The following is an 11,857-nucleotide window of genomic DNA, read 5'->3' on the forward strand; positions in this document are numbered from 1 at the left end:
CCCCGACAGACTGGGGCCTGCTACCGGGCGCTCCGGTGCCTACCCGGACGGGACTCTCACCCGCTGGCCTGGTCCAGCTTCCAGGACGCAACATGGGGCAGAACCTACTCCCACAACGACGAGTTGTGACACGCCGCTCGATCCGTTGTTGGCGGCAGCGTTCATGAACCGGCTTCAATCCCGCTGACAGCAGAGCGTTGTCCATGACGGGTGAAGCGGAGCGAAGCGAGTGCCAAAGATGCGGCGGAGGCCGCGCCTGGGCCGGGCGTTCCGGTGGTTGTGGGCCGCCTACGCGGTTAGCTCCTATGGGACCGGGGTCGGGTTCGGAGCGTTCTCGATCGTCGCCATCACGGCGCTGAACGCCAGCTCGGCAGAAGTGGCGGCCCTGTCATCGTCCGGACTCGCGATCGGAGCACTGCTGGCGGTCCCGCTCGGGCCATGGATGGAGTTCCGCCCCAAACGGCCAGTCATGATCGCCATGGACGTGGTCCGCTTCGCGGCGTTGGCATCCATACCGCTCGCCTACTGCCTGGGCGCGTTGTCCTTCGCACAGCTCTTGGTGGTCTCTATCGTCACAGCGGCAGCGAAGATCGCGTTCACGGCCGCCAGCGGCGCCTACCTCAAGACCATCATCCCCGCCGACGGGCTTCTGCCGGCCACCAGTCGTTTCGAGTCCACCACTTGGTCGGCCACGATCATCGGACCGCCCGTGGGTGGCGCCGCCATCGGGCTGCTGGGACCAGTGACCACCGTTGTCGTCGATGCGGTGAGCTACCTCCTCTCGGCGCTGGGCATCATCGCGATCAGGAAACCCGAAAAGCCCCCGAAGCCGAGAAAAACCCCAACGCGTCGGTGCAGCGACATCGTCGAGGGGTGGCGCTATATCCTCACCGACCACACACTGCGCCGGTTTTTCCTCAACACCATGCTGGTCAACGGGCTGATCATGGCTACGGAGCCGCTCTTGTCGGTGCTGATGCTCACTCACCTGCGGTTCCCGGTCTGGGAGTACGGGCTCGCGTTCGCCGCTGCGTGTATCGGTGGCCTGATCGGGTCACGACTGGCCCGCCGCATCGCTTCTCACTGCGGTGAACACACGGTGCTGCGGGTCTTCGGTACGCTACGTGCCTGCTGGCCCCTTGGGCTCACCTTCATCCAGCCAGGCCTGGCCGGGCTTGTGATCGTGATGGCCACCCAACTCGGGCTGATCACCTGCGCGAGCATCTTCAACCCCGTCTTCGCCGCCTACCGGTTGAACAACACCGATACCGACCGCCACGCCCGGGTGCTCACCGCCTGGTCGATCAGCACCAGCACCAGCATCGCCGTGATCACCGTGTTGTGGGGTCTCCTGGCACAACTCACCGGCCCGCGCGCAGCTATTGCTCTGGCCGGGGTTCTGCTCCTCGGCACGCCGTTCCTGCTGCCCCGGCATGTCACCACACCAAAACCGGCCAGCCCGGCTCCGGCGAATGAGGAGTCGGCTCTCTCGGGCGACAGGGCACGAGCATGACCCACGACATCGTCTACGACCGGCGGGGCCAGGCTATCGAGTACGCCGCCAGGATCACCAACGTTGGTGGGGCGGTTCAGCACCGAATCGGGTGCGGAAAATGCCGCGCATAACCGGAACGGGGTAGGAAAAACCACCGATCGGCAGCAAGTAATCTGTGAATTTCCAGTGCTTTGGCCGCGATCCCCGTCGCGTCGGTTCCGCGCGCCCGATCATTGGCTGGTTCGCGAAGTTCTCTGGCTCAACGAAGACGTCTGGAGGACGTGGATGAGATCACTTGTCCGCAGAACCACCACCGCCCTGATCGGCGCCTCTCTCGCGCTGACCGCGGTGCCGACCGCCCCGGCCACCGCGGTCGGGCAGGGGGCGGCCGCGATCACGTGCAACAGCAGCGGCGCGGGAGGCAAAACCACCTACCACGGCCCTTCTGCCGGAACGGTCTACGACAGCAAGTTCAAACAGGCCAACCTGATACCCGGTCTGCCCGAGGGTTACATCCCCCAGGGCCTGGGCATTTGGGAGGACTGGGACGGTGCCGGCAACGACCTGATGCTGATCAGCATGTACACAACTCATCCCGAGGTGCGCGATTATACGGGGCGCATCTACGGGATCGAGGCGGGCACAAGCAGAGTCCTCGGACCAGTCGACATCAAGAGCAAGCACGCCGGGGGCATCGCGGTCGTCAATGGCTGGGTGTTCGTACCGGGCGACAACAAGTCCATGAACAAGTACAAGACCACGGACCTCGCGGCGAAGTTCAAGACCCCGGGCAGGCAGTCGCTCGCGCCGAACGGTCCGGCCCAGAAGGTCAAAGGGGCGTCGTTCCTCACCGGCTACGGCGATGAGCTGTACACGGGCCATTTCGAGAAAGACCGGATGTACGTCTACGAGGTGAACAAGGACGGGAAGCTCAAACAGACTGCGGCCTACGCAACGCCCGACAAGACGCAGGGCGTGATGATCACGCCCACGCACTTCGTCTACAGCACGTCACACGGCCGGAAGAACCCCAGCAACATCTACGTGGTCGCCCATGGCCGGAACATAAACGACCGCTCCGCCAAGTGCTTCCAGGCGCCAAGCATGTCGGAGGGCATCGCCGACTACAACGGCACGACATGGCTGCTCTACGAGTCCGGGGCGACCAAGTACCCAAACGCCCGCAACGTCATCAAGAACCTGCACTGGGCCCGTACCGCCGACCTGCCTAACTTCACGGCGGGCTGACAACCGGGACCGGCCGGTGGGGCGGCGCGCACCGCGCCACCGGCCAGTGCCTGGCTTCCGGGCGGACCGCGGGCGTGCATTGGTGCCATGCCGGAGTCGAGGCGGCCTTGCACGGCCTGCCACGCACCGCTTTGGTCGCTGCGGGATCTGAAGCACTCGACGATCCAGTCATATGCCGAAGCAGTGCGGGCGTTCTGCCGCTTCATCACCGACCCGGCCAACGGGTGGTCGACGACGTGGGAGGAACGTTCGGGCACGCGCCCCACCCGCTGCGCCCTCCATGATCGACTCCTCGAACTGCTCGATGACGGCTCGGGAGAGATCCGTGCTGAACGCGCGCCGCCTGCTACCGGGACACCTCAAGTCCCGTGGGTTAAGTGCGAGTGAAGTTTCCTCGCCGGAATCCGGGGGTGGATTGCCACCAGGGTCATGAAGACATCGTGAAGAAGGCATGAACCCGGGTTGAGCATGCTGGTATCTCGGAAGCGAAGCCAATGCTTGGGAGTGCGGACATGATGGCAAACGATCACGGCACGGTGCTCGCCACCATGGTCTTCAACCTGGTAGCCCCGGCGGGAGTGATCGCGCCGGTCGGCGTGGAACTGCGGTACGACAGCCGCAACCCGTACGAGGTCGGCATGAAGTTCAACGCCGGCAAAGCTGGTGAGGTGGATTGGGTGATCGCCCGCGACCTGCTGGCCGACGGGCTGGTCGCCGAGGCAGGCGAAGGCGACGTGCGCATCCGCCCCCGCCTGGACTCTTCGGGGTTGGTCATGATCGCGTTGAGCGCGCCGTCGGGCCAGGCCACCTTCGAAGTGAACGCCGATCAGCTTGCGGACTTCCTGAACGACACCTACGACGCAGTCGCACCCGGCGACGAACACCGGTGGATGAACGTCGACGAGACGCTGAGCCTGCTGCTCTCGCACAACCTGTAATGGCCCAGCTCTCCCGAAGCCGTCTCGATGCGAATGGAGCGCAATGATGATGACTCGAAAGCTGGCCGCGACCGCCCTGCTCACGCTGGGGCTCGCCGGTGGTATCGCCGCCACTCAGGGTGTGGCGTCCGCAGCCACGTTCGTTCCGGCCGGGGTCTACCCGTCAAGCTCGGCCTGCGCCAAAGCGGGCAATGCGGGCTTCCCGCAGCACCGCTGGGTCGGCTGGCGCTGCGAGAACCTGCACAACGGCCGGTACCTGCTGTGGGTGCAGCCGAGGTACTGATCAGGTGCGTGGTACGGGGGTGCGTCCGCTGTGGATGCGCCCCCGTTTCGCTGCGGATTCCAGGGTTCTGCGGGATGTGATTCGTTCGTATGGGCGTCGGGCGAAGACGCGGACGGATCATTTGCGGCTGGTGGCGCGGTACTGGGGTGGCGACCGGCGGGGTCGTTTGAGTTGAACGAGCTGGATGAGTTCCTGATATGGGCGATGGAGCATGACTCGCCGACGTTGCTGTTCCGGCTGGCGTATGAATGCCTGATCTCGGCGAAGGTGATCCGCCCGGGCCCGATTACGGTGGTGAAGCGGATCGGAGTTCCACGAGTTCAAGGCGGTGCCGGTGAGAACGAGGGAAATGTTCGGCCAGAACATGTCATTGGTCGGCTGGCCCCTGCCATCAAACCCAGGGGAACGTCAAAATCGGTTTGTGCTGGTGGCAGCCGCTATGAGTGGAACGATTCGGGTCCGGTCGGCGGCGATGTGCCGGCTTGTTCGGTAGTCAGGCTTGTCACGCCATCCACGATCTCTTTGGACAGCCCGTTCCCTTGTGGTCAAAGGTATCGCGTTGGATACGGAATACCTGTGCGGCACCGGGAAAGTCGACGCCGAGGGCCAGCGCTATCCAGATCGAGCGTCGCACGATCTTGCACTTGCCGCGGGCGGTTTCGGTGTGGTGTCCGGTTCGCGGCGTCCGGCAGCGCGGCGGTGATCTGGGTGAGCAAGGTGGGCTGGTTCCCTTTGACCGTGGGCGCGTAGTCACCGCCGCTCTCACACGCCAGATGAGCGGCGGTCGGGTGCCGGGCATGCGCGGCATCCCCGGTGACCACCACCCGCTCCCCGCCGTGGTGCGGTGCTGGCGGTGATGGTGTTTGCGGTACCGGCCGGGGCCCACAACCTCCGGGGCTTTCGGTCCCGGTCACCCCTGCGACCCGTATGCCGGGCCCGCGCATGCCCGTCCGAAGTGGACAAGGGACCCAAAACGCGCACCCCTTGCCCGTACTTGCAGTATCGCCAGGCGCAGACGGGCAGCTTTGCCCAAAACGGGGCCAGATACTGCAAAGCTTAGCTCGACGACAACGCCCGGTTTTTTAAACAAGACCTGGACCGTCCCGACTTTCGTGGAGACTTGATCATCTGTCTCACGCTGCTGCCGGGGATTGCGCGGGACGGCCTTGCCAGAAGGCGTCAAGCGTCGGCGAGGCAGCAAGCTTTGTTCGCTGCCATGGACCGGAGCGGAGGATTCGTACCATGTCTGTGGACGCAGCCAGTTCTAGCCGAACTTGCCCGCAATACCAAGCGATCCAACGGAAACGAGATCAATACACCGACAGCTGGACCGAAGGACTCGGGGCGCCATTGCCCGAGCCAACGGTACGGGTTTGCGACACCATCGCGTCGGTAGCGATGAAACATGCGGACCACACTGCGGTGATCTGCGGAGACGTCAGCATCACCTACGATGAGCTCCTTTCCCTCACCCAACGCATTCGCGGCGAATGGGGAAAGATCGATTTCGATTCGCGTCGGGTGGGGATTCTGGCACATCGCAGTGTCGCAGTACCGGCGTATTTACTCGCTGCCCATCTTTCCAGGCGCTCGTTCGTGTTCCTCGACCCAGCGGCACCGGAACACGTGACGCGAAATGCGATCACCTCCGCGGATGCCCGGCTAACAGTCGATCCCCGCACGAACGAACTCGCTGCCACGGGCGGCTATGCCGACGCCGCCGTGGGCAACAGCGGGCTTGGCGACCTGCCCCTGGACGACGAGGCATACGTCCTCTACACCTCGGGCAGCGCTGGGAGGCCGAAAGGCGTTTCCGTTTCCCAGCGAAACCTGGCGAGTTCGAACCAGGCACGGCTGGCCGTATATCACGAATTCGGTGCGCCACGTTTCCTGCTGCTTTCTCCATTCTTCTTCGACTCGTCCGTCGCAGGAATCTGGAGCACGTTGGCAGCCGGCGGCACGCTCGTGATCGCGCGTGAAGACGAGCGGCGGGACCCGCAAGCGGTCCACAGGCTGATCGTCCGCCACCGGATCACGCACCTCCTTACAGTGCCGAGCTTCTACGCGGAAGTGCTGCATGCCATCGGGCACACCGAAGCTGTCGGCAGCTTGCGCGTGGCGATTTGCGCAGGCGAAACACTTCAGCCTGATGTCCTGAACCAGCATTTCGCAACACTCGGTGGTGTTTCCCTATTCAACGAATACGGCCCGACGGAGTGCACTGTCTGGTCGACCTACAAACGTTATGACGCACCCGGCCCTTCGAACATCGGTGTCCCAATTCCCGGAACGCGGGTTGTGCTCGTGGATGAAGAACTGGCAGAAGTTCCCGCAGGCCACGTGGGCCAGATCGCCATCTCCGGCCCAGGAGTGAGCAACGGCTACATCGGTGATGCCGTCGAAACGCGCAAGAGGTTCGTCGATCTCACCTCGGTGTCAGGGGCGACTCGGTGCGCATACCTCACCGGTGACCTCGGCCGCTGGACCGCAGATGGCGAACTCGAATTCCTCGGTCGTCTCGACAACCAGGTTAAGATCCGCGGCGTCCGGGTCAATCTCGACAACATTGAACTCGCGTTGGCGGCCTGCCCGGAGGTCCAGGCGGTAGCGCTGGCGTACGACGGCTGGTCCGCCCTGTCGTACGCGTTCATCGTCCTCAATCCGGAAGCGAGCTTCGACGAGGCTTCGGTCCGCAACACCGTCGAGGCGGCCCTCGGCAGCAGCTATGTCCCCGACCGCGTGGTTTTCGTCGCCTCGCTGCCGAGGACGGCCCGCGACAAGATCGACCGATCGGCACTGCTCGCGTCGGCCCGATCAGTGCCCGTACCTGCTCCGCGGCAGGAAGACGGCTTGGCATCCGACATCGCCCAGGCTTGGGAGAGAGTTCTTGGTGTCTCGGTCCGGGAGCCGGAGCACCGCTTGAGTTTCTTCGACCTCGGCGGCAACTCCATGTCGGTCCTCAAGCTGTCCCGGGCGCTCTCCGAAATCGCCGGAAAGCGAGTACCAGTCGGCGAACTCTACCGGAGCCCCACGATCACGCAGCAGGCCGACCTCCTCTCCGGCCTCCTAACGAACGACAACAGGTGAGAACGAGGCGAGGGGCATCCATGCCTCCACTTATCTGGTCACGGGTGCCCCTCTCTGCGACAAAGTGGGGGTGAACTTTGCAGTTAACCAGATCCGTCCGATCGTTCCAGTTATCAACCGGCGAAGATCCGGCACCAGCCGGCAAGCAGGCGATGCTTTGCTTTCCGCATGCCGCTGGCTGTGCATCGTTCTTCCGCTCGTGGCAGGCGCTGCTGTCTTCGGTGGCCGTCCACGCGGTGCAGTACCCCGGTCGGGAAGAGCGCATCAGTGATCCGGCTGCGGCCAGCCTGATCGAGCTCGCCGACACGGTGGCCGAGGAAATCCTGCATTGTGAACGGGAATACGACTTGTTCTTCGGACACAGCATGGGTTCTTACGTCGCCTTGGAGGTGGCCCATCGGCTGCAAGCAGCGGGCCGCGGCGTCCCTGCCATCGTGGTCTCCTCCGCTGCGGCGCCCGCTCTCCGACCACCGGTGCCGTACGAGAAGACCGCGGACGTGCTCGAGTACCTCACCCAGTTCGAGCCGCTTAGCCCAGAGATTCGCCAAGAACCGGAACTACTCGACATCATCCTCGACCGTGTCAAATCCGACCTCCGGCTCGTATCCAACTATCGGGAGTACACGGGCAAGGAGATCGACAGCGAAATCTTCGGCATCGTCGGCGCCGAGGACATTCCCGGAATCCGTGACGGTCTCCTTGGCTGGGCAGCGCACACCAGCTCGAACCTCCATGCCCACACGGTGCCCGGGAACCACTTCTACCTCCGCGCTGAGCCACCGACGACGCTCATCCGCGCTGCCCTGTCCCGTGCATTGCTAGCGACACAGGATTGAGGAGGGTTCGTGGGACACGACTTGAGCCGACTCGTCGACGGGACGACCTACCGTTCCGGCAATCCGTTCGACCTGTGGCGGCGGATGCGGGAGAACGAGCCCGTGCTGTGGCATGACGCGGGGATTTTCGGCGAGTTCTGGTCGGTGACCAGCTTCACGGCAGTCAAGGAATGCCTGCGCGATCCGGACACCTTCACCTCATCGTCCGGTACCCTGCTTCGGCCGTTGTCTCAGGGCCACGACCCTGGGAGCGGCAAGACTCTCGCGTTGTCCGATGCCCCGCGGCATACGGCCCTGCGTGCGGCGGTGGCCGACTGGTTTTCGCCGCGCTCCCTGCGCACTTTGACGGCTGCAGTGCAGTCCGCAGCACACGCCATTGTGACCGACGCCGTGGCGAAATCCCACGTCGACTTCGTCGTGGACATCGCAGCGAAGCTGCCCCTGGAAGTGATGTGGACGCTGTTGGACGTCCCGGCCGCGGATCGGGCGGAGCTCACCGAGTGGTCGATGGACGCCTTCTGCGCCGGCACGGCGAGCGAGCGCAGCATCGCCCACCTCGAGATCCTCGATTACTTCAGCGGCCTGGCTGAGAAGAGACGCTCTCGGCCCGGCAATGACCTGGTCAGCGTCCTAGCCACCGCGGAGTTCGAGGACACCCAGTTGCCGCTGGATGAGGTGGTGCTCAACTGCGACAACTTGCTGGTCGGGGGCACCGAGAACGTCCGGCTGGCGATGTCCGGTGGAATGCAGGCGCTGCTGGAGCGGCCCGAACAGTGGGCGTTGCTGCGAGACGATTTCGACCGCGTGATACCCACGGCTGTCGATGAAATCCTGCGCTGGACGTCCAGCGCCACCCACCTCGTACGGACCGCCCAGCGGGACGTGGAGATCGGTGGACGGCGAATCTCGGCCGGCGACCGCGTTGTGTTGTGGCTGACCGCGGCCAATCGCGATCCGGCCGAGTTCGCCGCCCCGGACACCTTCGACGTGACCAGGTCGCCGAATCACCACTTGGCGCTGGGTACCGGACCGCACTACTGCATCGGCGTGCAGCTCGCGAAGCTGGAGATCCGCGCGGTGCTGCGGGAGCTGACCAGTCAAGTGCGGCGGGTCTCCCCCGACGGGCCCGCCGAACGGCTCGAATCCATCGTGGTCAATGGTCTGCGCTCACTGCCCGTTCGGCTGGATGCCGCGACCAAGGTCTGCCAGCGCCGCACGGAGAACCTGACCGTCCAGACATGCCCCCCAGCAGATCCAAAAAAGTCCCGCTAATCGCTATGGAGGCCCGCCGTGAGCACGAAAACACCTGCCATCGTCGCGCCGACTCCTGGCGCGCAGCTCGTCCCCACCACGATCGAACGACGCGACCTGCGCGCACATGACGTGCTGATTGACATCATCTTCACCGGGATTTGCCACAGCGACATCCACACCTCGAAGGGGGAATGGGGGGAGGCGATCTTTCCGCTGGTCCCCGGGCACGAGGTCGCCGGCGTTGTCGCCGCCATCGGTTCGGAGGTGACGAAGTTCGAGGTCGGCGACCGGGTCGGTGTCGGATACATGGTCGACTCGTGCGGGGAGTGCGAATACTGTCTCGCCGGCACCGAGCAGTTCTGCCTCAAGGGTCACGTCACGACCTACAACAGCATCGGCTACGACGGCGAGCCGAGTCATGGCGGCTACAGCAGGCACATCGTGGTGAAGGACGCCTTCGTCTGCCGGATTCCCGACGGCATCGAGTTGGACGTCGCCGCTCCGTTGCTTTGCGCCGGGATCACCTCGTACTCACCGCTTCGGCAGTGGGGTGCCGGACCAGGCAAGAGAGTCGCCGTCGTCGGCCTCGGTGGGCTGGGCCACCTGGGTGTCAGGCTTGCAGCCGCGATGGGCGCTGACGTGACCGTGCTCAGCCAGAGTCGAACGAAACGGGAAAGTGCATTCGAGCTAGGCGCGAGCCACTTCTACGACACCGGAGACCCATCGACATTCGACCGATTGCGCAGGCGCTTCGACATCATTCTCAACACAGTCTCAGCGGACTTGCCGTTGGACTCCTATCTGGAGACGCTGCGCATCGGCGGCGCGATGGTCAACGTCGGCTTACCAGCGACATCGTCGTCCTACAGCCCTACCGCGCTGATCGACGGGAACAGGATTCTCGCCGGCTCACTGGTCGGCGGCATCGCCGAGGTCCAGGAGATGCTGGACTTCTGCGCCGAGCACGGCATCGGCGCAGAGATCGAGAGGATCTCCGCGGATCAGGTCAATGCCGCCTTTGAGCGCGTGGAGAACAGCGACGTGCGGTACCGGTTTGTCATCGACGCCGCGACCATTGGAGCGACCTCCTGAACCTGGGTTCCGTAGTACTCGGGGAAAGTCGAAAATCGGGCTCTACTGACGTGTCCGTGGGTGTCATGCTCGTCCGGGGAGGGTTGGTGGGTATCCACAGAAGGCGAGCTTGGCCGAGCCGATGAGGGCGTGGGCGGGCGGAGTGGAATCCGAACGCGATGCGCGTGAGCAGACGAATCCTACGCGCCAGATGGGTCGATGCAGTACCAGCTGGGTAGAGGTTCCGCGCACCATAACAGGTCAATCTTCGCTGCGCGGCAGGACAGTTCACAGAAGACCGCCGTCGATTTCGTATGGGGCCGTACTGTCCGTCGCCGAGCACAACGCAGGAGGATGGCGACATGACACGCGGGACACGAATCACCGGGCTAGGCCACTACCAGCCAGCGCGGGTCCTCACCAACGAAGACCTGGCCGAGATCGTCGAGACCAGCGACGATTGGATCCTGCAGCGCACAGGCATCGCCACCCGTCACATCGCGACCGATGAGTCGGTCACCGACCTGGCTGCCGAAGCGGGCGGCAAAGCCCTCTGCGCCGCAGGATTGGACCCCGCACATATCGATGCTGTCATCGTCGCGACCTGCACGGCCATCGACCGACTCCCCTCGACCGCAGCGCAGGTCGCCAGGCGGCTGGGCATTCCCGCGGCAGTGACGTACGACCTCAACAACGGGTGCGCAGGTTTCACGACAGCGCTGTCCGCTGCGGATCACTCCGTACGAGCGGGAGCGGCTCGTCATGCCCTGGTGGTCGGCGCGGAGAAGATGACCGACGTCACGGATTGGACGGATCGTTCGACCTGTGTGCTCCTCGGAGACGGCGCGGGCGCGGCCGTCGTGAGCGCGACGAGCGAGACGCTGGGCATCGGCCCGGTCGTGTGGGGCTCAGATCCCACCCAGGGTGACGCGGTACAGCTCGTCGACGCCTGGCGGCCCTCCTTCGCGCAAAAGGGCCAAGTCGTCTTCCGCTGGGCTACGACGACCTTGGCGCCGCTTGCCCTGCAGGCGTGCGAGCGAGCCGGCGTTGCCCCGTCGGAACTGGCGGGGATCGTCACGCACCAGGCGAACCTGCGGATCATCGATGCCTTGGTGCGCCAACTGGACGCGCCGCAAGCCGTAGTGGCGCGCGACGTTGTCGAATCCGGCAACACCTCCGCCGCCTCGGTTCCGCTCGCCCTGGCCAAGCTGGTCGAACGTCGGGAGATCCCGGCAGGCGCCCCGGTGCTGCTGTTCGCGTTCGGCGGAGGCCTGTCCTGGGCAGGACAGGTCATTTCCTGCCCGTGACACAGGTACTTGCCAGCAGGACTCAGGGAGGACGAGCCGACCGAAAGCCGCGCGGAAGGCCATCGTGCGTGAACGCCGGGGCTCGGCCTCGTAGTCGCGCACGAGTCGGCGGAGTTGCATCAGCCAGCCCAGGGTGCGCGTCACTAACCATCGGCGGGGTAACACATGAAATCCCTTGTAAGTAGGGAGTTTGCCGACATTGACCTCGACATCCCATTGTGCACCATAAGATATGACGGCCGTGGTCGCGGTAGGGACCGCCCTTACGGGCGGCCCCCCGCACAGATCCCAGCGTGCGGAATTCCCGCACTGGGCTCCTGCCTCAGGTACGAGCGGCA

9 protein-coding genes are annotated in these 11,857 nt (G+C 64.6%); all 9 read left to right on the forward strand.

Annotated features, from left to right (window positions below; genetic code table 11):
- Nucleotides 1–238 precede the first annotated feature (238 nt).
- The 9 genes from ACWDKQ_RS33160 to ACWDKQ_RS33200 all read left to right on the forward strand — a co-directional run bounded on the left by ACWDKQ_RS33160 (nucleotide 239) and on the right by ACWDKQ_RS33200 (nucleotide 11,519).
- Nucleotides 239–1,513, forward strand: coding sequence for an MFS transporter (locus tag ACWDKQ_RS33160; RefSeq protein WP_450142710.1), 1,275 nt, complete (start codon nucleotides 239–241; stop codon nucleotides 1,511–1,513).
- A gap of 267 nt (nucleotides 1,514–1,780) precedes the next feature.
- A complete protein-coding gene (locus tag ACWDKQ_RS33165; protein WP_450142711.1) occupies nucleotides 1,781–2,743 on the forward strand; it encodes a hypothetical protein in 963 nt (320 codons plus the stop codon).
- A 512-nt stretch (nucleotides 2,744–3,255) separates the two neighbouring features.
- Nucleotides 3,256–3,681: an SsgA family sporulation/cell division regulator gene (locus ACWDKQ_RS33170; RefSeq protein WP_450142712.1), complete on the forward strand. Its 426-nt coding sequence runs from the start codon at nucleotides 3,256–3,258 to the stop codon at nucleotides 3,679–3,681.
- 46 nt (nucleotides 3,682–3,727) lie between these two features.
- A complete protein-coding gene (locus tag ACWDKQ_RS33175) occupies nucleotides 3,728–3,964 on the forward strand; it encodes a hypothetical protein (protein ID WP_450142713.1) in 237 nt (78 codons plus the stop codon).
- Between the two features lie 1,242 nt (nucleotides 3,965–5,206).
- Entirely contained in the window at nucleotides 5,207–7,051 is a 1,845-nt protein-coding gene (locus tag ACWDKQ_RS33180; RefSeq protein ID WP_450142714.1) for a non-ribosomal peptide synthetase, read from the forward strand.
- Between the two features lie 152 nt (nucleotides 7,052–7,203).
- Nucleotides 7,204–7,887 (forward strand): thioesterase II family protein, encoded by a 684-nt coding sequence (locus ACWDKQ_RS33185; RefSeq protein WP_450142715.1) that lies wholly within the window; start codon nucleotides 7,204–7,206, stop codon nucleotides 7,885–7,887.
- Between the two features lie 9 nt (nucleotides 7,888–7,896).
- Nucleotides 7,897–9,159: a cytochrome P450 gene (locus ACWDKQ_RS33190; protein WP_450142716.1), complete on the forward strand. Its 1,263-nt coding sequence runs from the start codon at nucleotides 7,897–7,899 to the stop codon at nucleotides 9,157–9,159.
- A gap of 18 nt (nucleotides 9,160–9,177) precedes the next feature.
- On the forward strand, nucleotides 9,178–10,233 hold the full coding sequence (locus ACWDKQ_RS33195; protein ID WP_450142717.1) for an NAD(P)-dependent alcohol dehydrogenase: 1,056 nt from the start codon (nucleotides 9,178–9,180) through the stop codon (nucleotides 10,231–10,233).
- Between the two features lie 341 nt (nucleotides 10,234–10,574).
- Nucleotides 10,575–11,519: a beta-ketoacyl-ACP synthase III gene (locus ACWDKQ_RS33200; RefSeq protein WP_450142718.1), complete on the forward strand. Its 945-nt coding sequence runs from the start codon at nucleotides 10,575–10,577 to the stop codon at nucleotides 11,517–11,519.
- The last annotated feature ends 338 nt before the right edge of the window (nucleotides 11,520–11,857 follow it).

This window comes from Saccharopolyspora sp. NPDC000995 (assembly GCF_053599315.1).

Excerpts from the sequence above, each read along its gene's own strand:
- ACWDKQ_RS33160 (WP_450142710.1), top strand. The coding sequence starts at position 239 with ATGCGGCGGAGGCCGCGCCTGGGCCGGGCGTTCCGGTGGTTGTGGGCC.
- ACWDKQ_RS33165 (WP_450142711.1), top strand. The coding sequence starts at position 1,781 with ATGAGATCACTTGTCCGCAGAACCACCACCGCCCTGATCGGCGCCTCT.
- ACWDKQ_RS33170 (WP_450142712.1), top strand. The coding sequence starts at position 3,256 with ATGATGGCAAACGATCACGGCACGGTGCTCGCCACCATGGTCTTCAAC.
- ACWDKQ_RS33175 (WP_450142713.1), top strand. The coding sequence starts at position 3,728 with ATGATGACTCGAAAGCTGGCCGCGACCGCCCTGCTCACGCTGGGGCTC.
- ACWDKQ_RS33180 (WP_450142714.1), top strand. The coding sequence starts at position 5,207 with ATGTCTGTGGACGCAGCCAGTTCTAGCCGAACTTGCCCGCAATACCAA.
- ACWDKQ_RS33185 (WP_450142715.1), top strand. The coding sequence starts at position 7,204 with ATGCTTTGCTTTCCGCATGCCGCTGGCTGTGCATCGTTCTTCCGCTCG.
- ACWDKQ_RS33200 (WP_450142718.1), top strand. The coding sequence starts at position 10,575 with ATGACACGCGGGACACGAATCACCGGGCTAGGCCACTACCAGCCAGCG.